Below are 24413 nucleotides of genomic sequence, written 5' to 3'. Positions count from 1 at the left end.
CGGCGACGGCTTCGGCCGGCCGCGTCGCGCTCGGCCGGCTCATGAATGTTCATGTCACCGCTGGATGTTCATGTCACGGCTGTCCGGGCGGCTTCCGGCGCGTCCGTGCGGACCGTCCCCACCTGGCCCGATGCCCGCGCGTGACCGGATCTTGTCAGCCCCCGGCGGACAGGCTCCGCCAGAGGTTGCCACTCCCCGCCCCGCATGGGGGAGGATGGCACCATCCGTACGAAGGGAAATACACGGTGAGCATCGACCCGTCCTCGATTCCGAACTTCGGGGGCCAGCCCGAGCCGCAGTCCGGCGGCCCCGCGGGCCCCGTGGTCCCGGATCAGGACCTCGTGAAGCAGCTCCTGGAACAGATGGAGCTGAAGTACGTCGTCGACGACGAGGGTGACCTCGCGGCGCCGTGGGAGGAATTCCGTACGTACTTCATGTTCCGCGGCGAGGGTGACCAGCAGGTCTTCTCGGTCCGGACGTTCTATGACCGGCCGCACCAGCTCGAGGAGAAGCCCGCGCTCCTCGAGTCGATCGACGACTGGAACCGTCGCACCCTGTGGCCCAAGGTCTACAGCCACACCCACGACGACGGCACCGTCCGCCTGATCGGCGAGGCGCAGATGCTGATCGGCACCGGCGTCAGCCTGGAGCACTTCGTGTCCTCCACGGTCAGCTGGGTGCGCGCCGCCATCGAGTTCGACAAGTGGCTCGTCGAGCAGCTCGGCCTGGAGCAGGAGATCAACGAGGCGGAGAAGCCCGAGGACGACGAGGAGTAGAGCCGTCCTCGCAGCGGCGTTCCTCGCGGCGCGCGCGGCCGGTTACAGCGGCGTGTGCGCGATCACGACCAGATAGGCGCCGTAGGCGAACGAGAGCCCGGCCAGGGCACCGACCACCATGGTCGCGTGCCAGGGGCGGGCTCTCGCCGTTCGCACCAGGGCGCGGGCCAGGGGCAGCAGAAGCGGGAACGCCGGCAGCAGGAAGCGCGGCTTCGACTCGAAGAACCCGGAGCCGCCCACCGCGATCAGCAGCAGGACGCCGCTGTAGACCAGCAGCGGCAGGGGCGCCCGGTCCGCGATCAGCAGCGCGTACAGCAGTACGGCCGCGGCGACGATCATCACCGTCATGGGGAACACGAAACGGTCCCCGTGCAGCAGCAGGTGCTTGACGAAGCGGAGCGACCCGAGGCCGAGGTCGAAGCGCGAGCCCCACAGCCGCTGCACCTCGAAGTAGCCGCCGAGCAGATCGCCCTTGCGGTGCCCCACCCACAGCACATAGCCGCCCCAGCCGAGCGGCGCGAGCGCGGCGCCCGTCCACAGCCTGTGGGAAACTTTTCCGCGGTTCCGCCAGATCGTGTGCGCCGCCGCAGCGAGGACCGCCGCGGCCACCGTGAAGCCGTTCGGCCGGGCCAGCCCCGCCAGCGCGGCCAGCGTGCCCGCCCACAGCCAGCGCCCGTCGAGCACCGCGTACAGCGCCCACGCGGCGAACGCGGTCAGCACGGGCTCGGTGTACGCCATCGACAGCACCACCGAGTGCGGCAGCAGACCCCACAGCAGCACCAGCGCGGTACCCACCGCCCGGCCGTGCAGGCGGGCCCCGATCGCGTACACCCCGCACACCGCGGCCGCCGCCGCGAGCCAGGAGACCAGCAGACCCGCCGTGCCCCCGCTCAGCGGGGTCAGCGCGGTGACGGCACGCACGAGGGCCGGGTAGAGCGGGAAGAACGCCAGGTCGCTGTGGACGACCGTGGGGTGGAAGAAGAGCGTCCGGCCGTAGCCGTGCGCCGCGATCCCCAGGTACCAGGCCGAGTCCCAGGACCGCGCGAGCAGGGCGACCGGGTGCTTGCCGGTGGCCCAGGCGGTCGCGGCGAGCACGACGAGACCGGCCAGGCGCACGGCGGCGAACAGCCCGAGCGCCGTCACCGCGGCGGACGGCAGGCTGTGCGCGGCGCGGGACGGTCGGACGGCACGGTCGCCGGGCTCCGTGAGGGCGGGGCGAGCGAGGGTACTCGGGTGGGTCACACCCGAACTGTGCGTTCCCTGCGGGGCCTTCGCGAGCTCTGCTCGTCCGTGCGGGTTCCGTTCCGGGCCCTCCGGCGCGTCGCCCGTACGGAGGGCGCGGCCGGTGTTAGACGGCGGGGGCGGGCGCCGGCTACCAGGCCGCCTTCAGCCGCCGGGACGCCTCCTCCAGCACCTCCGGCGCCTTGCAGAACGCGAACCGCACGAAAGGCGCGCCCTGCTCGCGGTGGTCGTAGAAGACGGCGTTCGGGATGGCCACGACCCCGGCGCGTTCGGGCAGGGCGCGGCAGAACGCGAACCCGTCCGTCTCGCCGAGCGGCCGGATGTCGGTGGTGATGAAGTACGTCCCCTGCGGCCGGAAGACCGCGAAGCCCGCCTCGGTGAGTCCCGCCGCCAGCACGTCCCGCTTGCGCAGCATGTCGGCGCGGAAGGCCTCGAAGTACGAGTCCGGCAGCGCGAGCGCCTCGGCGACGGCGTACTGGAACGGCCCCGAGGCCACGTACGTCAGGAACTGCTTCGCCGACCGTACGGCGCTGACCAGGGCCGGGGGCGCGGTCACCCAGCCGACCTTCCAGCCGGTGAACGAGAACGTCTTGCCCGCGCTGCCGATGGTGACCGTCCGCTCGCGCATCCCCGGCAGACCGGCCAGCGGTACGTGCTCGGCGTCGTCGAAGACGAGGTGCTCGTAGACCTCGTCCGTCACCACGAGCAGATCCCGCTCGACGGCGAGCCGCGCGATCTCCGTCAGCTCCGTGCGGGTCAGGACGGTGCCGGTCGGATTGTGCGGGGTGTTGATCAGCAGCAGCCGGGTCCGGTCGGTGACGGCGTCGCGCAGCTCATCGAGGTCGAGCCGGAAGCGCCGATGGGTGCCCCCGTCCTGGGTGCCCTCGTCGGGGCGCAGCGTCACCGGCACGCGCGTCCCGCCCGCCATGGCGATGCAGGCCGCGTACGAGTCGTAGTACGGCTCCAGGGCGATCACCTCGTCGCCGGGCTCCAGGAGCGCGAGCAGGGCGGCGGCGATGGCCTCGGTGGCGCCCACCGTCACCAGGACCTCGGTGTCGGGGTCGTACGACAGGTTGTAGTGGCGCTTGTGATGCGCGGTGATCGCGGTGCGCAGCTCGGGGACGCCGGGACCCGGCGGGTACTGGTTGCCGCGCCCGTCCCGCAGCGCGCGTACGGCCGCCTCCCGGATCTCTTCGGGGCCGTCCGTGTCCGGGAAACCCTGGCCGAGGTTGATCGAGCCGGTACTCGTCGCGAGGGCGGACATCTCGGCGAAGATCGTCGTCCCGAACTCGGCGAGCCGGCGGTTCAGGAAGGGGCGCGCGCTGGAGGTCATGCCGGTCATCCTCCGCCCGGGCCCGGGAGTTCCTCAACCCACGACCCCTCGGACGGCCCCTCGGACGACTTCTCGGACGGCTCCTTCGGTCCGCCCGCAGAGGGCCCGTTTCCGTCCCGGAAAAGTCGGTGGACATCGCCGCCGACACCGACCGGAGACAGTGGCCGCCGACCGGACCCCCCTCGAAACGAGTTGACCGCACCGGTCCGGCGAGTGATGATCACCGATCAACTCAGCTGTTTTTCAACCTACTTGAGGGAACCTGATGAATCAGAAGACAAGAAACCGTGTCGGGACGTTCCTGGCGACCAGCGCGCTCGTCGTCGGAACCTCCCTCACGCTCGGAGCGACCGACGCGGCGGCGGCCGACTTCACTTTCTCGAAGGGCGGGGTGTCCGCCGACGGGAGCTTCGACGTCAAGGTCTACTACCTCGGCAACCACGCGGGCACCATGGAGTGGAACGGCGATCCCTCGGGCAGCGAACCGGGCGACGCGTTCCGGGTGAAGGACGTCGACGACGACGGGTTCGGCATAGAGGCGCGCATGATCGACCCGACGACGGGGCGTTACGCGACCACGCGTGGGATGCCGTCCCCCTACACGAGCGGCTGGAACACCGGCAACCTGGCGGAGGGCACCGAGGTCTTCATCCAGGTGTGTGCGGTCAAGGGCACCGGGGCGTGGTGCAGCATCGCGTACCAGGGCCACGCGTAAACACGCGCGGGCCGTCCGGCCCGGTGGGACTTCGACGGCCCCTGACCTGCTGATGTGAGCAGATCAGGGGCCTTCTTCGTGCGGGACGCTCTCCGGCGTTCGACCGGCCGCCCGGCGGACACGGCTCAGATCAGCGCTTTCTTGTAGAAGATGCTGGAGCGCCGGTCGCCCTCCTCGCCGGTGGCGAAGCCGAAGAACAGGCGGGCCTCGCCGGCGTCGGTGCGGTAGATCGCCATGCCCTCGGGCTCGCGCCACGTGAGCGTGGAGCCGGCCGTGGTGAGCTCGGGGCCCTGCTTCACGAGGCCCGTGTTGATGTCAATACTGGTGATGTGGGTGTTGCCGTCGCCGACGGGCTTGCCGTCGCCCGGGTAGCGGTCACCCGTCAGGAAGTACATGTACGAGCCGTAGAGGGCGTAGCCCTGCGCGGTGCCGGAGATCGTCGGCTGCGCGAAGTCGACCAGCGGCGACCCGAAGGTCCTCGTCTCGAAGGCGGAGAGGGGGTACACGGCGATGCGCTTGCCGCCGCTGGTGTGGTACCGCACGATCATGCGCTGGTAGACCGGGTCGGCGGAGCAGGTGTACTCGGTGGCCCCGGAGATCGGCCGGTGGGCGGCCGAGGCAGCCGGCGAGTTCAGGGTGGTGTCGGCGGTGAAACGGACAGGGGTGAGCGCGGTGCCGAACCCGTTCTCGTTCGCGTTCTCGTCCGAGGCGCACTCGATCCACAGGTCGGTGCCGGAACCGTGCGGCAGCGCGGCGAAGGCGACGCCGTGGCCGAAGCCGTTGAGGTGCATGTACGAGATGTAGTTCCCGTCGAAGTCCATCTTGTTGATGCACAGGTCACCGGCGGACTCGGGGCTGTCGGTCCGCTTGGTCGCCACGAACAGGAACTTGTTCACCCAGTCGAAGGCGAAGCTCTGCTGGACCCGTACACCGTGCGTGGTCTTGGACCGGAACAGGTCGGACGAGGGCTGCGTGAGATCGAACCGCTTGGTGGTGGCCACCGCGGCGGAGGCGGTCTGCGCGCCGACGCCGAGCCCGAGCGCCGCGAGCGCGCCGCCGGCGCCCGTGCGTATGAGGCCGCGGCGGGAAAGGGGGAGGCCAGGGGTGCGGTTCATGGGGGACTCCAGGGGTGTGGGGGAAGGCTGGGGCACGTGATGTTAGCCGTCGCAGGGGCGGAGGCAGGGGCGGAGGATGAGCGATGTGCCGTACCCCGGTGGGCAGTTGAGTGTCCGGGTCTCGTGGCGGAGGCGAACGGGAACGGTCGGCTGCTCCGTGAGAACGCGCGGACAGCAACGGCGTTCGAGAGTGCCGGACGAGCCCAGGGACCCGCCGACGCCGCAATCGCTCGGGCGCATGAGTCTGCGCAGGCCAGGGGTCGTCCCCATATGTGGAAGCTCTGGAGTTCCTCAACTTTGCTTTGCGCCGGGAGGCGTGCGGGCATCCCCCTGTCACGCAAGACCGGAATCGAGAAGCACGGCCCACGGGGGGCCGCTTCGGGGGAACGAAAGGAGGGTGACGCCATGATCATCGGCATCATCCTGGCGGTCGTCCTGCTCGTTGTGATCATGAAGGTCGTCGGCGGGGCCAAGAAGGGGCGCCGCCGTTCCAGGAGCAGTGGCGGAGGCACCAGCAGCTGGTGGGCCGGCGGTTCGGGGGGCGCCGTGTCCTGCGGTTCGTCCGGCGGTTCGTCGGGCGGGCACCACGGGGGTCACTCCTGTGGGGGCAACTCGTCGTGCGGAGGCTCGTCCTGCGGAGGCGGGTCCTCGTGCGGCGGCGGGGGCGGATGCGGCGGAGGCAGCTGACACGGGGCAGCTGAGCTCCTCGCGGGGAACGCATCCGGCGCACGGAGGTGCCCGTCGGCCGACGACTGCCGACGGGCACCTCCGTGCGCGGGGCGCACGCCATAGTTGAACAGTTGAGCTGCGGAGCCCTCGGGGGGATGGAAACCGCACGAAGTTGGGTAAAAACGCTGTGGCGGCCCCACAGTTCATGATTCCCTCTAAACCACCAAAGCAGCCCTGGTACATCACCAAGCAGCCCTGGGCCGACAGGCCTCGGAAGTCCATCGGATGGTCCTATCGGACGCGTCCTTCGGATGCCCTTCCGGCCGGGCTGGCCGGGCCGTTCCCCCGGTGTTGACCGGGTGCGCCGGAACCCCACCTCACCTTTGCGTGCTAGCGGAGCCGACCCATGCTCACGACCCTGAACACCTCGTACACCGACACGCGCGCGGCCGATCTCGCCTGGGCTCTGGGCCGCGAACCGCTGCCGGCCCTCGCCGCACTCGACCTCGAACTGGACGGGGCAAAACTGCAGTTGAGGCTGCTCGGCGCATCCCACCAGGTACTCCTGGAGGAGGAGCGGGGCAGTTGCTCGGAGACCGTCGCGTGCATCCCCGGCAGCAGCACACCCCTGCCGCTCGGCGTCGCGAAGCGGTTCGACGACTGGGAGTACGAGTTCGCGGCCCGGGTCGAAATCCTGTCCCCCGGTTCTTTCGCGGGCCGTGCCCAGGAGTTGCTGGCCCTGGTCTCCGACCACCCCCAGGGACTCGCCGGCGTCTTCCCCGGCAGCCCGCACGCCTTCACCGCGATGCTCGCCCAGCGCCACGAGGGCCAGGTCCATTGGCGTACGTGGCACGCGTATCCGCAGGACGGCCAGTTGGTCGCGACGCGTACGCGGGTCGGCGTGCGGACGGACGCCCTCAGTACGTCCGGCGTCTGAGGGCGAGCGCGCGATCGGACACCGGAAGCGTGGCGGAGCGAGGGAGTCGCGGATGGTGGGGTTCGCGGGCGGTGTGCCGGGAAGATGCCCAGGTCAACTCCATGTGCCATGAAGCGCAAGGGTTTCCACACGTGTGGGTGACGAGACGTAGTGGCGGCGTGACGTAGCGTTCACGGCGTGATCGAACCGCACGCGCCAGCTCCCCCCGGCGTGCCGCCGCCCAGGGGCGTCCAGGGCCAGGCGCGGCTGCCCGTCCGCCCGGGCATCGGCAGGTTCCTCGTCCTGGCGGGAGTGTTCGTCTGCGCCGCGTGCGGACTCGTGTACGAACTCGAACTCGTCGCCCTCGCCTCGTACTTGATCGGCGACTCGGTCACCCAGGCATCCGTCGTGCTCTCCGTCATGGTCTTCGCCATGGGCGTCGGCTCCCTCGCCGCGAAACGGCTCCGCCCGCGCGCCGCGGCCGGCTTCGGCGCGGTCGAGGCGGCGCTCGCACTGGTCGGCGGATGCAGTGCGATGGCCCTGTACGCGGTGTTCGCCTGGACCGGCGGCTGGGGCGGCCTGTGGACGGACGGCCCCCGCTATCTGCTGGTGGCCTTCTCGCTCACCATCGGCCTGCTCATCGGCGCCGAAGTCCCTCTCCTCATGGAGCTCATACAGCGCATCCGCCGCCAGGACCCCGGCGGCGCGGTGGCCGACCTGTTCGCGGCGGACTACGTGGGCGCCCTCGTCGGCGGCCTCGCCTTCCCCTTCCTGCTGCTGCCCCTGTTCGGCCAGCTGACGGGCGCGCTGCTGACCGGGACGGTGAACGCGCTGGCGGGCGGAGCCCTCGTACTCGGCCTGTTCCGGAAGGACTTGACCCGCCGCGCGCGCTGGACGCTGCTGGTCTCCAACCTCCTCGTCCTCGGCCTCCTCGCCTCGGCCGCGGTGCTGGTCGACGACTTCGAACGGGCCGCACGGCACGCGCTGTACGGGGCGGACGTGCGCGTCGCGCTCCGCACCGGCGTCCAGGAGGTCGTCCTCACCGGCGGCACCCGCGGCCGCCCTCTCCACCTCTTCCTCGACGGCCGCGCGCGGTTCAGCGGCCGCGACGAGCACCGCTACCACGAGGCGCTCGTCCACCCCGCGATGAACGGCCCCCACGCGCGCGTACTGATCCTCGGCGGCGGTGACGGACTCGCCGCCCGCGAGGTGCTGCGCCACTCCGGGGTGCGCAGCGTCGACGTCGTCGAACTCGACGCGGACGTGGTCCGGCTGGCCCGCCACGACGCCGCGCTGTCCGCCCTCAACCGTCATGTGTACGACGACCCCCGGGTACACGAGGTGACGGCGGACGCCTTCAGCCGGCTGCGCGACGCCCGTTCGACGTACGACGTCGTCATCTCGGACCTGCCCGATCCCGGCATCACCGCGAGCACCAAGATGTACTCGCAGGAGTTCTACGGCCTCGCGCGCCGCGTCCTCGCCCCCGGCGGCCGGCTCGTGGTCCACGCCGGCCCGCTGGCCGACCGGCACCGGGCCTTCTGGACGGTCGACTCGACGATCCGCGCGGCCGGCCTGTTCACCAGGCCCTACCGTGTCGCCGGCCGGGACTCCGGCTTCGCCGCCGGTCCCGACCGCACCATCGGCGGGGCGGGCCCCGGCGGCGACTGGGGCTTCATCCTGGCCTCCCGCACGCCCGCGTCCCTGCGGCTGGCCTCCCACTGTCCACGCCTGCGCACCCTCACCCAGGCGGCCCTGACGGCCGACGCGCGCGCCGCCGACCGAAGCCGTGTCCCCCACCCCCTGCCGCCCTCCACGCTGGTGCATCCGCGGTACGCCGACTGAGGCGGAGACGCGGGAATCCCGTGATACGCGGGTGCGGTCCGGGTCGTGCTGGGTAGGCTCGGCTGACATGGAGCATGAGGTGTTCGTTCCGTTTCCGGCCGGGCGGCTGAGGGAGGCCCTGGCGGATCCCGTCCGGATCGCCCGCGCGGTCCCGGGTCTCCAGCAGGACGCGTCGGCCGTCTCCGACGGCACGGCGGACACGGGTGCGCCGCCCGCCTCCGGGACGGGGCAGGACGCCGTCTCCGGGACCGGCGAGGACGCCGCGGACATGTCCTCCCGAGCCGGCCGCGAGCCGGGCGCGCGGGTCGCCGGGCGCCTGAAGGTCCGCGTCGCCGGGCACACGATCACCTATCGCGGCGCGTTCCGCGTCACCGCCCAGGACGAGGGCTCGTACGCCGTCGAGGGCGACGCCACGGAGGTGCGCGGCGGGGGCACCGTGAAACTGGCGTTGACCCTGCGGCTCGTTTCCTCCGACAGCGGTACCACCCTCGCGTTCGGCGGCACGGCCTCCGGCGACGGCCGCGTGGCCGAACTCCCGCACGACGCGGTGTCCTCGGCCGGACTGCGCCTGCTGACCCGCTTCGGCGAGGCGCTGGCCGCGGGCCTCGCGACCCCGGCCGCCGCCACCCCCGACACCGGCCCCACCCCCGACACCGGCCCCTCGACCGACACCACGTCCACGGGCGTGTCCGAGCCCGACCTCAAGGCCGAATCCGAGCCCGAGGCCGGCGCTGAGCCCGAGCCCGGAGCCGAGCCCGAAACCGAGCCCGAAGCCGGGCAGGAAGCCGGGACCGAGTCCGAAGGCGGGCACGGAACCGGGGCTTCCTCCGTCTTCGAGGCCGAGGTGCCGCCTCCTTCGCTCGATTCCTCGGCCGGGGGCGGCGGGTTCGACGGGGAGGACTTCGTGGCGGAGGACGAGGAGCTGGGGGGCGAGGACGCGATGGCCGAGGCGGCGCACGCGCGGCGGACGATGATCGGGCGCAGCGCGGAGGAGGTGGACCACGCTCCTCCGCGTGGCCGCTACGCCCCCGTGCCGCCCCCGGAGGCCATGGCCGCCCGCGCCACCCTCCGCTGGGCGGCCCCCGCGGCGGCCCTCGCGCTGGCCTCGGCGATCGCCGTGACCCGGGCGCTGCGCAAGCGCCGGTGAGGGCGGGGAACCACGCGGCGCTCCCGCCCCAGTAGGGTCAACTCCGTGAGTAACGAAGACATCACGCTGACCGCGGGTGACGCGGAGGTGACCGTGGCGCCGGGGAACGGCGGACGGGTCGGAAGTCTGCGGGTCGGCGGCGTCGAACTGCTGCGACAGGGCGCGAAGTTCGGGTGCTTCCCGATGGTCCCGTGGTGCGGGCGGATCCGCGACGGCCGGTTCCTCGACGGTGCCGCCGTCCGGCAGATGCCGCTCAACTCCCCGCCGCACGCGATCCACGGAACCGCCCGCGACGGCGCCTGGGCCACGGCCCGCGTCACCGGGAGCGAGGCCGTGATCACGTACGACCTGGTGGACCCCTGGCCGCATCCCGCCCGCGTCACCCAGTCCTTCACTCTCACCGAGGACGCGCTGACGCTGACCATGTCCGTGGAGGCGCACGCGGACTCGTTCCCCGCCCAGATCGGCTGGCATCCCTGGTTCAACAGGAACCTGGGGGAGGGCGGCGAGGACGTCCGCGTCGATTTCCGGCCCGCCTGGCAGGAGGAGCGGGGCGACGACCATCTGCCCACCGGCCGCCGCCTCGACCCGGAGCCCGGCCCCTGGGACGACTGCTTCGGCATGCCGGGCGGCGTCGACGTGACGCTCACCTGGCCGGGGCGGCTCGAGCTGAAGGTCGGCAGCCGCGAGGAGTGGGTCGTCGTCTACGACGAGCAGGAGGCGGCCGTGTGCGTCGAGCCGCAGACCGGTCCGCCGAACGGGCTCAACACCCACCCCCGGCTGGTCACACCCATCGAGCCCCTCGAAGCCACCACGACCTGGAGCTGGCGGCGGCTCTAAGCTGGCGTCCATGAGTGACGTACGCGGCGCGCTGCTGCAGCAGATCAAGGACAAGGCCGTGGTGCACGGCAAGGTGACCCTCTCCTCGGGTCTTGAGGCCGACTATTACGTGGACCTGCGCCGGATCACGCTGGACGGCGAGGCCGCCCCGCTCGTCGGGCAGGTCCTCCTCGACCTCACCGCCGACCTGGACTTCGACGCGGTCGGCGGGCTGACCATGGGCGCCGACCCGGTCGCCGGGGCCATGCTGCACGCGGCCTCCGCGCGCGGCCGCAGGCTGGACGCCTTCGTCGTCCGCAAGGCCGCCAAGGCGCACGGCCTGCAGCGCCGTGTCGAGGGTCCCGAGATCAAGGGCCGGCGCGTCCTCGTGGTCGAGGACACCTCGACCACGGGCGGCTCCCCGCTCGAGGCCGTCCAGGCCGTCCGGGAGGCCGGAGCCGAGGTCGTCGGTGTCGCCACGATCGTCGACCGCGCCACCGGCGCCGCCGAGAAGATCGAGTCGGGAGCCGGCGTCCCGTACCTCTTCGCCTACTCCAAGGGCGAGTTGGGGCTCGACTGACGATGCTCCCCCGGGACCCCGCCGAACGGCGGGTCCCGCATGCCGGACAGGGGGGCTGGAGCATCCGGCGACGTCTGGAAAGATGGGGCCGACGATGACGTCGCCCCCCTAGGTCAGGGCCATAAGCACCAGTCCCGTCGTACCGCAGCAGCAGTACGCAGACCCGCACATACAAGGAGCGGACAGATGCCCATCGCAACCCCCGAGGTCTACAACGAGATGCTCGACCGGGCGAAGGCAGGCAAGTTCGCCTACCCGGCCATCAACGTGACCTCGTCCCAGACCCTGCACGCTGCGCTGCGCGGCTTCGCGGAGGCGGAGAGCGACGGCATCATCCAGATCTCCACCGGTGGTGCGGAGTTCCTGGGCGGTCAGCACAACAAGGACATGGTGACCGGCGCCGTCGCGCTCGCCGAGTTCGCGCACATCGTGGCCGCGAAGTACGACATCACGGTCGCGCTGCACACGGACCACTGCCCCAAGGACAAGCTGGACGGCTACGTACGTCCGCTGCTCGACATCTCCGCCGAGCGCGTCGCCCGCGGTGAGAACCCGCTGTTCCAGTCCCACATGTGGGACGGCTCCGCCGAGACCCTCGCCGACAACCTGGCGATCGGCCAGGAGCTGCTCGCCAAGGCCGTCGCCGCGAAGATCATCCTCGAGGTCGAGATCACCCCGACCGGTGGCGAGGAGGACGGCGTCAGCCACGAGATCAACGACGAGCTGTACACGACCGTCGACGACGCCCTGCGCACCGCCGAGGCCCTCGGCCTGGGCGACAAGGGCCGCTACCTGCTCGCCGCGTCGTTCGGCAACGTGCACGGCGTCTACAAGCCGGGCAACGTCGTCCTGCGCCCGGAGCTCCTCAAGGACCTCCAGGAGGGCGTGGCCGCCAAGTACGGCAAGGCGAGCCCGTTCGACTTCGTCTTCCACGGCGGCTCCGGCTCCACCGCCGAGGAGATCGCCACCGCGCTGGAGAACGGCGTCGTGAAGATGAACCTCGACACCGACACCCAGTACGCCTTCACCCGGCCCGTCGTGGACCACATGTTCCGCAACTACGACGGTGTCCTGAAGGTCGACGGCGAGGTCGGCACCAAGTCGAAGTACGACCCGCGCACCTGGGGCAAGCTCGCCGAGGCCGGCATGGCCCAGCGTGTGACCGAGGCCTGCGCCGCCCTGCGTTCCACGGGCACCCGCCTCAAGTAGTCATCCGGGAGCGGTACCCCCGGAAGGGCCCGGCACCTGCCTCGGTGCCGGGCCCTTCCGTATGCTCCGAGGTATGGCCGTGCCTGCGAGGGACGCATCGGACGTGTCGGACGGCAGACCCGCGGTACGGATCGCCTCCCCGACCGGGAAGTGGATCCTGCTGACCACCGTCCTCGGCTCCAGCATGGCCATGCTGGACTCGACGGTCGTCAATGTGGCCCTGCCGAGCATCGGCCGTGACCTGGACGCGAGCCTCGCCGCCCTCCAGTGGACCGTGAACGGCTACATGCTGTCGCTGGCCGGGCTGATCCTGCTGGGCGGCTCGCTCGGGGACCGCTTCGGGCGCCGGAAGGTCTTCGTCATCGGCGTGGTGTGGTTCGCCGCCGCCTCGCTGCTGTGCGGGCTCGCCCCGAACGTGGGCGTGCTCATCGCGGCCCGCGTCCTCCAGGGCGTCGGAGGCGCGCTGCTCACCCCGGGGTCGCTGGCGATCATCCAGGCCTCGTTCCACCCGGACGACCGGGCCCGTGCCGTCGGACTGTGGTCCGGCTTCGGGGGTGTCGGTGCCGCCGTCGGACCGTTCCTGGGCGGCTGGCTGGTGGACGGGCCCGGCTGGCGCTGGGTCTTCCTGCTGAACATCCCCGTCGCGCTGCTCTGCGCCCCGGTCGCCCTGCGGCACGTCCCCGAGTCCGCTGGGGGCACCTCCCGCTCGGGCGAGGCCGGGAGCGGGGGAGGGAAGCCGCACCGCGGGTTCGACGTCCTGGGCGCCGTCCTCGGCGCGCTCTCGCTCGCCCTGGTGACGTACGCCCTGATCGAGGCGACGAGCGGTTCCGTGCTCGTGTGGGTGGCGGCGGTCGGCGGCGTGGCCGCGGGGGTGGCCTTCGTGTACGTCGAGCGACGGCGGCCCGATCCGATGATGCCGCTGGACATCTTCGGATCGCGCCAGTTCACGGCCGTCAACCTGGTGACCCTCTGTGTCTACGCGGCGTTCGGCGGCTTCTTCTTCCTCACCGCGCTCCAGCTCCAGGTCGTGGCCGGCTACTCCGCGCTCGGGGCCGGTACGGCGCTGCTGCCCACCACGGTCCTGATGCTGCTCTTCTCCGCCCGCTCCGGCGAGCTCGCCCAGCGCATCGGCCCGCGCATCCCCCTGACGGTCGGACCGCTGCTGTGCGCGGCGGGCATGCTGCTGATGCTGCGGGTGGGCGAGGACGCCTCGTACGTCGCCGACGTGCTGCCCGCGCTGCTGGTGATGGGCCTCGGCATGGTCACCCTGGTCGCGCCGCTGACCGCCACCGTCCTGGCCTCCGTGGACACCGGGCGGGCGGGCCTGGCCAGCGGGATCAACAACGCGGCGGCCCGCGCGGCCGGGCTCGTCGCCGTGGCCGCGCTGCCGCTGCTCACCGGGATGGGGGAGGAGGCGTACCGCTCGGCGGACGCCTTCGACGCGGCCTTCAGCCGGGCGATGCCGCTGTGCGCGGGCGCCCTGGTGCTCGGCGCCGTGGTGGCCTTCGCGACCGTACGGCGCCTGCCGCCCGACTGCACGCGCCCCGAGTGCCGTACGTACGGCTGGCTGACGTCGCCCCCGCTGGAGCCCGAGCGCTCCCGGGGCGTCCTGGGAGCCCAGGGCCCGAAGGGTTCCGCGGGCTGAGGCGCAGCCCTGATCCGCCTGTTCACATGTCCACATGGGTGGCGTGGAAACGGTTCGTCCCCGGCTGGTCCCCGGCTGGTCCCCGGCTCCGTCCACCTGGATCCGTGCCGTCCCGGAGCGCCGTATCCCGTGCCGCGGGCCGATCGTGTGCCCTACGGGCGGGTCCGGCCTCCGCATGATGATCTCCGGTTGTCGTGAGCACGTTCGGTATCGGCCGGACGCGGTGTGGCCGCGGAACGCGCCGCTCCCCGGACGCCGTGGGCAACCGTTTCCGATCACGGGCGATGGAGCAGACTGGAGCCCATGACGATTCACGAGAACCTGCTCGGGGGACCGCCCCCGACCCACCTCCCCGACGACCCGGAGCCGCGCGAGCTCCTCGCGAACGGCACGGCCCCCGCCGATGTCGCCGCGAAGTACCCCACCTCCTCGCTCGCCTGGGCGCAGCTCGCCGACGACGCGTTCGAGCGTGGCAGCGTCGTCGAGTCGTACGCCTACGCCCGTACCGGCTACCACCGCGGCCTGGACGCCCTGCGCCGCAGCGGCTGGAAGGGCCACGGCCCGGTGCCGTGGGAGCACGAGCCGAACCGCGGCTTCCTGCGCGCCCTGCACGCCCTCGCCCGCGCCGCCCAGGCGATCGGCGAGCAGGAGGAGTACGAGCGCTGCAGCCAGTTCCTGAAGGACTCCTCGCCGACGGCGGCCCAGACCCTGGGCTAGAAACCGGCCGGTTTTCGGGGGCCGTGACGCGGGTCCGCCTGGTGTGACCAGGCGGACCTTGCGGTTTCGGGGGACGATTGTGTTGGATGCCCGGTGGGGACCGGGGCCCCCGTGTCGGTAACGGCAGGGGCGGACCGCTACCCGGAGCACATTGCAGGAGACAGCGATGTCCCACCAGGCTCAGCCCACGAAGGCTCAGGAGCCCGAGACTCCGCATCTCGACTTCCAGGGCACGACGCCGTACGAGGACTACGTACAGGCCGACGTGCTCACCCACCTCCAGCACACCCTCTCCGACGACCCCGGAGAGATGGTCTTCCTGGTGACGACCCAGGTCATGGAGCTGTGGTTCACGGTCATCGTCCACGAGTGGGAGACGGCGGCCAAGGCCCTGCGCTCGGACGACGTCCCCGTCGCGGTGGCCGCGCTGAAGCGGTCCGTACGCGAGCTGGATGCGCTCAACGCCTCCTGGCGCCCGCTCGGGCAGCTCACCCCCGCCCAGTTCAACTCCTACCGCTCGGCCCTCGGCGAGGGCTCCGGCTTCCAGTCCGCGATGTACCGGCGCATGGAGTTCCTGCTCGGCGAGAAGGCCGCGTCCATGCTCGTCCCGCACCGGGGCGCGCCGCGCGTGCACGCCGAGCTGGAGAAGGCCCTGCACGAGCCGAGCCTGTACGACGAGGTGCTGCGGCTGCTCGCGCGCCGCGGGCACGCGATCCCGGCCGCGGTGCTGGAGCGTGACGTGTCGCAGCGCTACGAGCCCGTGCCCGAGGTCGAGGCCGCGTGGACGGCCCTGTACGCCGGTGACGACACCGACGAGCTCGCGCGGCTCGGCGAGGCGCTGACCGATGTCGCCGAGCTGGTGTGGCGCTGGCGCAACGACCACCTCGTCGCCACGCGGCGGGCGATGGGCTCGAAGACCGGCACGGGCGGCTCCGCCGGAGTGGCCTGGCTCGAGAAGCGCGCGCAGAAGAACGTGTTCCCCGAGCTGTGGACGGCGAGGTCCTATGTCTGAGCGAGGCTCTGTGTCCGCGCAGGCCGCGCGGGCGGCGGAAATGGACGCCGCCGACGAACTCGCCGGGCTGCGCAAGCAGTTCGTGCTGGACGACGTGGTGTACCTGGACGGGAACTCGCTCGGCGCGCTGCCGGTCGGGGTTCCCGGCCGGGTCGAGGACGTCGTACGCCGACAGTGGGGTGAACTCCGCATCCGCAGCTGGGAGGAGAGCGGCTGGTGGACCGCGCCCGAGCGGATCGGCGACCGGATCGCCCCGCTGGTCGGCGCGGCGGCCGGACAGATCGTGGTCGGCGACTCGACCAGCGTGAACGTCTTCAAGGCGCTGGTGGGCGCGGTACGGCTGGCGGGCGACGGGCGGGACGAGATCCTCGTCGACGCGACGACGTTCCCCACGGACGGGTACATCGCGGCGTCCGCGGCCCGTCTGACCGGCTGCGAGCTGCGCCCGGTCGACCCCGACGAGGTGCCCTCGGCGCTCAGCTCCCGCACGGCGGCGGTGCTGCTCAACCATGTGGACTACCGCACGGGTCGACGCTACGACCTCCCGTCCCTGACGTCCGCGATCCACTCCGCGGGCGCGCTGGCGGTGTGGGACCTGTGCCACAGCGCGGGCGCACTGCCGGTCGGGCTGGACGAGCACGGCGTGGACCTGGCGGTCGGGTGCACCTACAAGTACCTGAACGGCGGCCCGGGTTCACCCGCGTACCTCTACGTCCGCGCCGGTCTCCAGGACCGCTTCGACTCCCCGCTCCCCGGCTGGAACTCGCACGCCGACCCCTTCGGCATGAGTCCGTCGTACGCACCCGCTCCGGGCGCGCTGCGCGGGCGGGTCGGCACGCCGGACATACTCTCGATGCTGGCCCTGGAAGCGGCGCTGGAGGTGTGGGACGGCGTCTCGATCGACAGCGTCCGCGCCAAGTCGCTCGCCCTGACCGACTTCTTCCTGGAGTGCGTCTCCGCGTACGTCCCCGAGGGCCGGGTCGAGTCCGTGACCCCCTCCGCCCACGCGGAACGGGGCAGCCAGGTGGCCCTGCGATGCGCGGACGCGGGCGCCGTGATGAAGCGCCTGATCGACCAGGGCGTCGTAGGCGACTTCCGCCACCCGGACATCCTCCGATTCGGCTTCACCCCCCTGTACGTGGGCTTCGCCGAGACGGAACGCGCAGCACGGGTACTGGCGGACATCCTGAACTAGCCCAGACAACCGGGCCCAGCTCCGCCCCCTCCGGAACTCGAAGACTCCGGCTTCGAGGGGGAGGGCGCTGCGGCTTCCCGGGTGGGGGAGTTCCGGCTTCCGGGGAGAGGGAGTTCCGGCTTCCCGGGCGAGCCGGATTCGGCCCAGGCGAGCCGGAGCCGGCTCTTCCCGGGCGAGCCGGATTCGGCTTCCCGGCGCACGGAGATTTCAGTTCCGGCGGGGGAAAGAATCAGCCCCTCCGGCGTTTGAGGAGCGGGGTCTGGGGCGGAGCCCCAGGTACGGGAAGGGCAGGGGCGGAGGGGGCGAAACTCCCCCGACCCCGCCCGACCGGGGTGCGCCGCCCCGATCGCGGTGCGCCGGCCCGGCCGGGCAACGCCGGGGGCCTGGACCCGATCAGGCAACCGGCAGGGGCACGGGAACAGGACCGGGGGACCGGATTCCGACGCCGGGGCAGACTCCCCGGTGCGGGCCCCCGGCCAGAAGCGTCACTCGGCGACAACAAACACCCCCGCCGCGGCAGCGGCAACCGCCGCCTCCGCCGCCCGCTCCGCATCGGCGCCCCCCGGCACCACCCCCGTGGTGAGCAGCCCGTAGTACAACGGCGCCGAAACCGCCCGCACCACCCCCACCGCATCCGTCCCCACCGGCAACTCCCCCCGGGCGACCCCCTGTTCCACGCAGGGTGCCCACTCGGCGACCCGCACCTCGTAGAACCTCCGCAACGCCTCCGCCGTACGCGCGTCGCACGCCCCCGCGGCGATCACCGCCCGGAACAGCGCCCCCTGCCGAGGATCGGCGAGCGTCCGCCGTACGAGATCGGCGTTGGCCCGCAGATCCCCGAGCACGCTCCCCGTGTCCACCCGCGGAAGCGACTGCTCGGCCATGTCACCGAGCAGATCGGCGACCAGCCCCGCCACCGACCCCCAGCGCCGGTACACGGTCGTCTTGCCCACCTCGGCCCGCCGGGCGACATCGGCCAGATCGAGATGCGCGAACCCCTCCTCGGCGAGCACGTCCCCGGCAGCCCGCAGAACTGCCGCACGGACACGCGCCGTACGCCCCCCGGGCCGCACGGTGCCGGGCTCGGCGGACTCGGGCCGTACGCTGCCGGGCTCGGCGGGCTCGTCCGGCTCGGGCCGTACGCTGCCGGGCTCGGCGGACTCGTCCGGCTCGGGCCGTGCACTGCCGGACTCGGCGGACTCGGCGGACATGACGGTCTCCTTCGTCGATCACGTTCCGGACGGCTGGACGCCACCCTCAGCGTAACGAAACAGCAGAACCGTTTACCCCTCACCGAGCGTGACAACCCGGTGTCGACGCACGTCACCGGCCTGATACCGTCCCCGCCAACGGCCGAATCTTCCCTGGTCCGCCAAATCCGTTACACCGCTGAGAGGTTGGAGCATGCAGGACGACGCCGCATCCCGGGACGGCGCCGACGCCGCGGCACGGCACGGCGCCGGCGCACAGCGCGACGGTGCCGCCGAGCGCGAGGCCGCCGAGCGCGAGGCCGCCGAGCGCGAGGCCGCCGTCGCCCGCGATGCCGCCGAAGAGGCGTCCGCCTTCTCGCACCCGGCCGTGGACCCCGACGTCACCATGGCGTACGGCGACCACCCCGACCAGGTGATCGACTTCTACGCCCCACGCGATCCCGACCCGGCGGTCCTCACCCCCCTCGTGGTCGTTCTGCACGGTGGCGCCTGGCGTGCCCCGTACGACCGCCGCCACATCACCCCGTTCGCGGACTTCCTGACCCGCCGCGGCTTCGCCGTGGCGAACGTCGAGTACCGCCGCGGCGAGGCGACGCCCCCCGCACCGGGCGGGTCCGCGATTCCCGCGCAGGGCGGCCCTGCGGCCCCGGGACCGGAGGGTGCGGACTCTTCCGGAGGTCCGGTCGCCGGCCGGTGGCCCGACACCTTCGACGACGTGGCGGCCGCGCTCGACGCGCTGCCCGCCCTCGTCCGCGAGGCGCTCCCGCAGGCCGACCCCCGGCGCATCGTGGTCACCGGCCACTCGGCGGGCGGTCACCTGGCCCTGTGGGCGGCGGCCCGCCACCTGCTGCCCGCCGACGCGCCCTGGTACACCGAGCGCCCCGCACCGCTGCGCGGCGTCGTCGCCCTCGCCCCGATCGCGGACTTCCAGGTCGCGGAGAGGCTCGATGTCTGCGGCGGAGCCTCCCGCCAATTCCTGGGCGGGGAAGGCACGTTCGCGGAACGTCTGCCCTACGCCGACCCGGTTCGGCTTCTCCCGACCGGCATCGCCACCACCCTGGTCCAGGGCCGCACCGACATCGTCGTACCGCAGGCGGTCGCCGAGTCGTACGCGGACGCGGCGGCCAAGGCGGGCGAGGTGGTCGGGCTGACGCTTCTGGAGGACGTCGGCCACTTCCCCCTGATCGACCCGGCCGCCGACGCCTGCGCCGTGGTGGCGGAGGAGATCGCCCAACTGGCCTGGTAGCCGGGGAGCCGACCCGGCGGCCAGGCACCCGGCCCGGTCATGCGGCCAGGCACCCGGCCCGGCGATCGGGCGCTGGGCCGGCCATCAGGAGAGTCGTCGAAAGAGTCATCAACCACCTTGGTGTTCGGGACAGTTGACCGCACTCTTCCGAACCCCGGTCATACCCGTAATACCTGAGAGCTACCTCCCAGGTGAGTTCCACAGCGGGACGCGGGCGACACGTGACGGTCCGTAATTTCCCTTCCAGTGCCGCCCGACGAACGGGCGGACGGGGAGGGACGGACATCATGGAATTCCGGCCGAAGGCGACCGCCAGGGGAAGAGCGGACGTCTCCGCGCACCGGCCCCGGTGCAAACCGACCGCCCCCGCCGCACCCGCGGGGCCGACCGCGCCGACCGCGCGGACAGAAGACCCCCGCCCCGACCCTCGCCCCGGCCCCCGCCGCCGCGCCGGAGGCCGATTCGCCCGCCGGCTGCGCCGGACGCTGCTCGCCGCGCACGCCGACCCGACCTCGCCGACTGCCCCGACCGCGCCGACCGCGCGGACCGAAGCCCCCCGCCCCGGCCCCCGCCTCGACCCTCGCCCCGGCCCCCGCCGCCGCGCCGGAGGCCGATTCGTCCGCCGGCTGCGCCGGACGCTGCTCGCCGCGCTCGTCACGGCGGCCGTGGTCGTCCCCGTGTCCGCCGCCGCCCGGCCCGAGATCCCCGCACCCGCGCCCGCGGCCCTCGCGCCGCCGACGGCGGCGACCCTGGACGCGGCGTACGAGGCGAACCGGGCCAACGCCGCGGAGGCGGCCCGGATGGCCGCGGACCACGGCGACCGCACCCGCGCCGCCGCCGACCGTGCCATGGCCGCCCCCTCCCGTCGTCTCCTCTCCTTCGACGGCCGGGGCCCCGGCCGGGCCGTCGAGGTCTTCGGCGACCTCGCCCACGCCGACCGCGTGGCCGTCCTGGTCCCGGGCTCGGACACCACACTGGAGACGTACGACCGTTTCCGCGCCGGTGCCCTCGCCCTGCGCGAGCGACTCGGCCCGCGCGGGGCCGTCCTCGCCTGGCTCGGGTACGAGACGCCGGGCACCGTGAGCACCACGGTCCTGACGACGGACCGCGCGGAGGACGCGGCTCCCCTCCTACGGGCGTTCCTGCGCCAACTGCGCGGCGTCGTCGGCAGGTCGGCGCACCTGACCCTGCTCTGCCACTCGTACGGCACGGTGGTCTGCGGCCGCGCGGCCCCGGGCTCGGACGCGAGCGACATCGTCTTCATCGGCAGCCCCGGCACCGGAGCGTCCTCCGCCGCAGCGCTGCGCACCTCCGCCCGCGTCTGGGCGGCCCGCGGCTCCGCCGACTGGATCACGCGTGTCCCGCACGCGAGCGTCGGCCTCCTCGGGACGACCGTCGGATTCGGCGCCGACCCGGTCTCCCCGTCCTTCGGCGCCCGGGTCTTCCGGGCGGGCTCCCACGGCCACAGCGACTACTTCGAACCGGGCTCGGTGTCGCTGGCCAACCTCGCCCGCATCGTCCTCGGCGACACCTCGGAGGTGACCCGTGCGTGAAGTGACCGGCACGACGGCCCTGACCGGCGTACGGACCGCGATCCACCGCATCGACCGGGCCACCCCCGCCGAGCGGGACCGCGCTGTCGACGCCCTGCGCGCCCTCGCGATCCTGGGCGTCGTCCTGGGCCACTGGATGGTGACGGCACTGGTCGCGGACGGCGGCGCACTGCGCGCGGCCAGCCCGTTGCGGCCCATGCCGTGGCTGGCCCCGATCTCCTGGGTCTTCCAGACGCTCGCCGTGTTCTTCCTGGTGGGCGGCCATGTGGCGACGAAGAGCCATGCGTCGGCGCGAGCGCGCGGCACGACGTACGGGCAGTGGCTGCGCGCCCGGCTGAGCCGCCTCCTGAAGCCGGTCACCGCGGTGCTGACACTCTGGGCGGTGACGACGGTCTGCCTGCTCGCGTCCGGCGCGGACCTCGGCACGGTGCACACATTGGTGAAGCTGGCGTTGTCCCCGCTCTGGTTCCTGGTGGTCTTCGCCGGACTGACGGCGGCGACCCCGCTGCTGACCCGCGTCAACCCGCTGTGGCCGCTGGCCGTCGTTCTCCATGTGGACGTCATCCGTTTCGGCCTCGGCGGCCCGGCATGGCTCGGCTGGGTGAACGTCGCGGCCGGCTGGCTGGTGCCCTATGCCCTGGGCGCCGCCTGGACGCGCGGCGAGCTGGAGCGGCGGCGTGCGGGCTGGGTGCTGTTCGGCGGCGGAGCCGTGGCGACGGTCGTGCTGGTGGCGTGGGGCGGCTATCCGGCGTCCATGGTCGGCATACCGGGGGCCACGGTCTCCAACCTGAACCCGCCGACGCTGGCCGCGGTCACCTTCGGTCTGGCCCAGTGCGGACTCGCGCTGCTGCTGCGCGAGCCGCTGCGCCGGGGGATGCGGCGCCCCGCGGTCTGGGCGGGGATCGCCTTCGCCAACCTCTCCGCGATGACGATATTCCTCTGGCACCAGACGTCCCTGATGGCGGTCACCGCCCTCGGCCTGCTCGCGGGCCGGCTCCCCGGTCTGCACACCACCCCCGACACCCTGGCGTGGGTGGCCGCGAGAGTCGCCTGGCTGCCCGTCTTCGTCTGCGCCCTCGCCCTGTGCTGGTGCGCTTTCGGCGTCCACGAGCGGGGACCCAGGCGCCCCACCGGCCGGCCGTCCCGGGTCGTCCGCGTGCACCGGGACTCCGGACCGGCCACACCCAAGGCGGCGCCCCGTGCCTAGGGTTGACGACGTGACCAGTGAGGAGCACCGGCCCCCGGACAGCCAGACCGTCATGCTCCCTGACGACCCCCCACGCCCGTCCGAGCCCCCCGCCACCACCGTGCCCGCAAGCAACCCTCCGCGCGGCACCGGCATGCGAGCACGCGCCCTCGCCCTCCTTCCGTTCCTGCGCGGGATCCTGGCCGAGCTCGCGTTGCCGACGGCCGCGCCGCTGCCTCCCTTGTCCCGGCCCCGGTGGCTGCGCCGGCTGCCGCATGTCGTGCTGTGCTGGATCGCCCTCGGCCTCGCACTGGCGGCCGCCGACGAGCTGAGCGGCAGCTATCGACTCGGTTCTCCGCTGGGCACGATGAGCGGCATCGTGCTGGGAGCGGCGGTCGCACTCGCGCTGTGGCGCCCCGTGGCGGCCTGGTGGCTGTCGCTGGGCACCACCGTGGTGGCCGCCACCGCGGCGCGCTCGCACATGGTGGCGGGCTTCCCCATCGAGGGACCGGACTGGCCGTGGAGCACGCCCGCGATCACGGCGCAGGCCTTTGTGTTCTTCCTGCTGGCTCTCAGGGTGCCCACCCGCGTCGTCGTCGGCGCACTGTCCCTGACCGCTGCGGCCACGTACGTGCTGGCGGCCCTGCTGGGTGGACCGTCGCACCGTCCCACGGGCATGGTGGACGGTCCGGCGTACCGTTCGACGGGCATGCTGGCGGTGGTCGTCTTCGCCGCCGTCGTCCTTCTCGGCACGGCGCTGCGAGGCCGCCGAGAGGCGCGTACGCAACTGGTCGAGCAGGCCTCCCTGACCGAGGAGGAGCGCGCCCGCCGCACCCTCCTGGAGGAGCGCAGCCGCATCGCGCGCGAGCTGCACGACGTGGTCGCGCACCACATGTCGGTGATCTCCATTCAGGCGCAGGTCGCCCCGCACCTGGTCGAGAACCCGACGCGGGAACTGAAGGAGAACCTGGAGGGCATCCGGCAGAACGCCCTGGAGGCGCTGACCGAGCTGCGCCGTGTGCTCGGTGTGCTGCGGTCGGAGAATCCGGAGGACCCGTACGGCCTCGGTGCGGGCGCGGGCGTGGCTCCGGACGCTCCGCAGCCGACGCTGGACCGCCTCGAGGGGCTGGTCGAGAACACCCGCGCGGCGGGACTGGACGTGACCACGGAGATCACCGGGGAGCAGCTTCCCCTGGCGCCGGGCGTGGAGCTGTCGGCGTACCGGATCATCCAGGAGGCGCTGAGCAACGCGCTGCGGCACGCGCCGGGTTCCGCGGTGAAGGTGGAGCTCTGGCACTTCCCGCGCGGCCTCCAGGTCAGGGTCGTCAACTCACGTCCTGAGCGACCCGCTCCGCCGTCCCCGGGCGCGGGACACGGACTGCTCGGTATGCGGGAGCGCGTCGCGATGCTCGGTGGCACCCTCGTGACCTCGGAGACGTCCTGCGGCGGCTTCGCGGTGGCGGCCTTCCTCCCGCGCAACGGCATCGCGTCCCCCGACGACGCGGCTCCCACCCACGACGCCGCCCGGACCGACGACACCATCGCAGGCCTCCCAGGAGAAGAGACTCCATGACGACCGTGAGCGGCACCATCCGCGTACTGATCGCCGACGACCAGCAGATGGTCCGGCAGGGATTCACCGTGCTGCTCAACACCCAGCCCGACATCGACGTGATCGGCCAGGCGGTCGACGGACTCGACGCGATTCTCCAGGTCGCCGAACTCGCCCCGGACGTCGTCCTGATGGACATCCGCATGCCCGAACTCGGCGGCATCGAGGCGACCCGCCGCATCACCACCGACACTCCGCACATCAAGGTCCTGGTGCTCACCACGTTCGACCTCGACGAGTACGTCTACGAAGCCCTCCGCGCCGGCGCCTCCGGCTTCCTCCTCAAGGATGCCTCGGCAGATCAACTCGCCGAGGCGGTCCGGGTGGTGGCGGCCGGCGACGCCCTCCTCGCCCCCGGCATCACCCGCCGCCTCATCGCCGAGTTCTCCCGCCTCGACTCCACCCCGCGCGCGCCCCTCAAACAACGCGTCGGCGACCTCACCGAACGCGAAACGGAGGTCCTGGCCCACATCGCCCAGGGCCTCTCCAACGCCGAGATCGCCCAACGCCTGGTGGTGGCCGAGCAGACCGTGAAGACCCACGTGGGCCGCATCCTCGTCAAACTGGGCCTGCGCGACCGCACCCAAGCAGCAGTCTTCGCCTACGAGTCGGGCCTGATCCGCCCCACGGGCTACTGACCCACCCCGCCCCTCTCACGCCCCCCACCCCC

Annotated in this window: 22 protein-coding genes; 18 read left to right on the top strand and 4 right to left on the bottom strand. The window is 72.6% G+C overall.

Annotated features, from left to right (window positions below; genetic code table 11):
- The first annotated feature begins 245 nt into the window (after nt 1-245).
- Nucleotides 246-776: a YbjN domain-containing protein gene (locus tag OOK38_RS12375; protein WP_266760896.1), complete on the top strand. Its 531-nt coding sequence runs from the start codon at nt 246-248 to the stop codon at nt 774-776.
- 42 nt (nt 777-818) lie between these two features.
- On the opposite strand, the gene OOK38_RS12370 is transcribed toward OOK38_RS12375, so the two are convergent.
- Both OOK38_RS12370 and OOK38_RS12365 read right to left on the bottom strand, forming a co-directional pair.
- The gene (locus OOK38_RS12370) at nt 819-2018 is read right to left on the bottom strand and encodes a hypothetical protein (protein ID WP_266760898.1); all 1200 of its coding nucleotides are present in this window, start codon (nt 2016-2018) and stop codon (nt 819-821) included.
- Nucleotides 2019-2148: 130 nt separating this feature from the next.
- A complete protein-coding gene (locus OOK38_RS12365; protein ID WP_266760900.1) occupies nt 2149-3360 on the bottom strand; it encodes a pyridoxal phosphate-dependent aminotransferase in 1212 nt (403 codons plus the stop codon).
- Between the two features lie 256 nt (nt 3361-3616).
- Between OOK38_RS12365 and OOK38_RS12360 the strand changes: the two genes are divergently transcribed.
- Nucleotides 3617-4066: a hypothetical protein gene (locus OOK38_RS12360; protein ID WP_266760902.1), complete on the top strand. Its 450-nt coding sequence runs from the start codon at nt 3617-3619 to the stop codon at nt 4064-4066.
- 125 nt (nt 4067-4191) lie between these two features.
- On the opposite strand, the gene OOK38_RS12355 is transcribed toward OOK38_RS12360, so the two are convergent.
- Nucleotides 4192-5181, bottom strand: coding sequence for a teichoic acid biosynthesis protein C (locus OOK38_RS12355; protein ID WP_266760904.1), 990 nt, complete (start codon nt 5179-5181; stop codon nt 4192-4194).
- Between the two features lie 405 nt (nt 5182-5586).
- Between OOK38_RS12355 and OOK38_RS12350 the strand changes: the two genes are divergently transcribed.
- The 11 genes from OOK38_RS12350 to kynU all read left to right on the top strand — a co-directional run bounded on the left by OOK38_RS12350 (nt 5587) and on the right by kynU (nt 16935).
- Nucleotides 5587-5868: a hypothetical protein gene (locus OOK38_RS12350; RefSeq protein WP_266760906.1), complete on the top strand. Its 282-nt coding sequence runs from the start codon at nt 5587-5589 to the stop codon at nt 5866-5868.
- A gap of 388 nt (nt 5869-6256) precedes the next feature.
- Nucleotides 6257-6787: a DUF2617 family protein gene (locus tag OOK38_RS12345; RefSeq protein ID WP_266760907.1), complete on the top strand. Its 531-nt coding sequence runs from the start codon at nt 6257-6259 to the stop codon at nt 6785-6787.
- A 177-nt stretch (nt 6788-6964) separates the two neighbouring features.
- The gene (locus tag OOK38_RS12340; protein WP_266760909.1) at nt 6965-8611 is read left to right on the top strand and encodes a polyamine aminopropyltransferase; all 1647 of its coding nucleotides are present in this window, start codon (nt 6965-6967) and stop codon (nt 8609-8611) included.
- Between the two features lie 67 nt (nt 8612-8678).
- Entirely contained in the window at nt 8679-9758 is a 1080-nt protein-coding gene (locus tag OOK38_RS12335; RefSeq protein ID WP_266760911.1) for a carbon monoxide dehydrogenase, read from the top strand.
- Nucleotides 9759-9803: 45 nt separating this feature from the next.
- On the top strand, nt 9804-10598 hold the full coding sequence (locus OOK38_RS12330; protein ID WP_266760913.1) for an aldose 1-epimerase: 795 nt from the start codon (nt 9804-9806) through the stop codon (nt 10596-10598).
- 10 nt (nt 10599-10608) lie between these two features.
- On the top strand, nt 10609-11157 hold the full coding sequence (pyrE, locus tag OOK38_RS12325) for an orotate phosphoribosyltransferase (RefSeq protein ID WP_266760915.1): 549 nt from the start codon (nt 10609-10611) through the stop codon (nt 11155-11157).
- 186 nt (nt 11158-11343) lie between these two features.
- A complete protein-coding gene (gene fbaA, locus OOK38_RS12320) occupies nt 11344-12366 on the top strand; it encodes a class II fructose-bisphosphate aldolase (protein WP_266760917.1) in 1023 nt (340 codons plus the stop codon).
- Between the two features lie 73 nt (nt 12367-12439).
- Complete coding sequence (locus OOK38_RS12315; RefSeq protein WP_266760919.1) at nt 12440-14011, top strand: MFS transporter; 1572 nt, start codon at nt 12440-12442, stop codon at nt 14009-14011.
- A gap of 303 nt (nt 14012-14314) precedes the next feature.
- Entirely contained in the window at nt 14315-14728 is a 414-nt protein-coding gene (locus OOK38_RS12310; protein WP_266760921.1) for a DUF3151 domain-containing protein, read from the top strand.
- A gap of 166 nt (nt 14729-14894) precedes the next feature.
- Nucleotides 14895-15740 (top strand): tryptophan 2,3-dioxygenase family protein, encoded by an 846-nt coding sequence (locus OOK38_RS12305; protein ID WP_266760923.1) that lies wholly within the window; start codon nt 14895-14897, stop codon nt 15738-15740.
- A gap of 10 nt (nt 15741-15750) precedes the next feature.
- Complete coding sequence (gene kynU / locus OOK38_RS12300) at nt 15751-16935, top strand: kynureninase (protein WP_266760925.1); 1185 nt, start codon at nt 15751-15753, stop codon at nt 16933-16935.
- A 485-nt stretch (nt 16936-17420) separates the two neighbouring features.
- On the opposite strand, the gene OOK38_RS12295 is transcribed toward kynU, so the two are convergent.
- Nucleotides 17421-18146, bottom strand: coding sequence for a TetR/AcrR family transcriptional regulator (locus OOK38_RS12295; protein WP_266760927.1), 726 nt, complete (start codon nt 18144-18146; stop codon nt 17421-17423).
- A 193-nt stretch (nt 18147-18339) separates the two neighbouring features.
- On the opposite strand from OOK38_RS12295, the gene OOK38_RS12290 reads away from it, so the two are divergent.
- The 5 genes from OOK38_RS12290 to OOK38_RS12270 all read left to right on the top strand — a co-directional run bounded on the left by OOK38_RS12290 (nt 18340) and on the right by OOK38_RS12270 (nt 24381).
- On the top strand, nt 18340-19392 hold the full coding sequence (locus OOK38_RS12290) for a S9 family peptidase (RefSeq protein WP_266848405.1): 1053 nt from the start codon (nt 18340-18342) through the stop codon (nt 19390-19392).
- 626 nt (nt 19393-20018) lie between these two features.
- Entirely contained in the window at nt 20019-20945 is a 927-nt protein-coding gene (locus OOK38_RS12285) for an alpha/beta hydrolase (protein WP_266765779.1), read from the top strand.
- 1 nt (nt 20946) lies between these two features.
- Nucleotides 20947-22152 carry an acyltransferase gene (locus OOK38_RS12280; RefSeq protein WP_266765780.1) on the top strand — a complete coding sequence of 402 codons (1206 nt, stop codon included), beginning with the start codon at nt 20947-20949 and terminating at the stop codon, nt 22150-22152.
- Between the two features lie 10 nt (nt 22153-22162).
- Nucleotides 22163-23704 carry a sensor histidine kinase gene (locus OOK38_RS12275; protein WP_266760931.1) on the top strand — a complete coding sequence of 514 codons (1542 nt, stop codon included), beginning with the start codon at nt 22163-22165 and terminating at the stop codon, nt 23702-23704.
- Nucleotides 23701-24381 (top strand): response regulator transcription factor, encoded by a 681-nt coding sequence (locus tag OOK38_RS12270; protein WP_266760932.1) that lies wholly within the window; start codon nt 23701-23703, stop codon nt 24379-24381. Before OOK38_RS12275 ends, OOK38_RS12270 begins: the two co-directional genes overlap by 4 nt.
- The last annotated feature ends 32 nt before the right edge of the window (nt 24382-24413 follow it).

The organism is Streptomyces sp. NBC_00568, from assembly GCF_026341855.1.
Lineage (GTDB): Bacteria > Actinomycetota > Actinomycetes > Streptomycetales > Streptomycetaceae > Streptomyces.
Note: the sequence above shows the minus strand (reverse complement) of the source record. Positions and strands in the feature narration are given on the sequence as shown.

Excerpts from the sequence above, each read along its gene's own strand:
- OOK38_RS12365 (WP_266760900.1), bottom strand. The coding sequence starts at position 3,360 with ATGACCGGCATGACCTCCAGCGCGCGCCCCTTCCTGAACCGCCGGCTC.
- OOK38_RS12360 (WP_266760902.1), top strand. The coding sequence starts at position 3,617 with ATGAATCAGAAGACAAGAAACCGTGTCGGGACGTTCCTGGCGACCAGC.
- OOK38_RS12355 (WP_266760904.1), bottom strand. The coding sequence starts at position 5,181 with ATGAACCGCACCCCTGGCCTCCCCCTTTCCCGCCGCGGCCTCATACGC.
- OOK38_RS12350 (WP_266760906.1), top strand. The coding sequence starts at position 5,587 with ATGATCATCGGCATCATCCTGGCGGTCGTCCTGCTCGTTGTGATCATG.
- OOK38_RS12345 (WP_266760907.1), top strand. The coding sequence starts at position 6,257 with ATGCTCACGACCCTGAACACCTCGTACACCGACACGCGCGCGGCCGAT.
- OOK38_RS12335 (WP_266760911.1), top strand. The coding sequence starts at position 8,679 with ATGGAGCATGAGGTGTTCGTTCCGTTTCCGGCCGGGCGGCTGAGGGAG.
- pyrE (WP_266760915.1), top strand. The coding sequence starts at position 10,609 with ATGAGTGACGTACGCGGCGCGCTGCTGCAGCAGATCAAGGACAAGGCC.
- fbaA (WP_266760917.1), top strand. The coding sequence starts at position 11,344 with ATGCCCATCGCAACCCCCGAGGTCTACAACGAGATGCTCGACCGGGCG.
- OOK38_RS12315 (WP_266760919.1), top strand. The coding sequence starts at position 12,440 with ATGGCCGTGCCTGCGAGGGACGCATCGGACGTGTCGGACGGCAGACCC.
- OOK38_RS12310 (WP_266760921.1), top strand. The coding sequence starts at position 14,315 with ATGACGATTCACGAGAACCTGCTCGGGGGACCGCCCCCGACCCACCTC.
- OOK38_RS12305 (WP_266760923.1), top strand. The coding sequence starts at position 14,895 with ATGTCCCACCAGGCTCAGCCCACGAAGGCTCAGGAGCCCGAGACTCCG.
- OOK38_RS12295 (WP_266760927.1), bottom strand. The coding sequence starts at position 18,146 with ATGTCCGCCGAGTCCGCCGAGTCCGGCAGTGCACGGCCCGAGCCGGAC.
- OOK38_RS12290 (WP_266848405.1), top strand. The coding sequence starts at position 18,340 with ATGCAGGACGACGCCGCATCCCGGGACGGCGCCGACGCCGCGGCACGG.
- OOK38_RS12270 (WP_266760932.1), top strand. The coding sequence starts at position 23,701 with ATGACGACCGTGAGCGGCACCATCCGCGTACTGATCGCCGACGACCAG.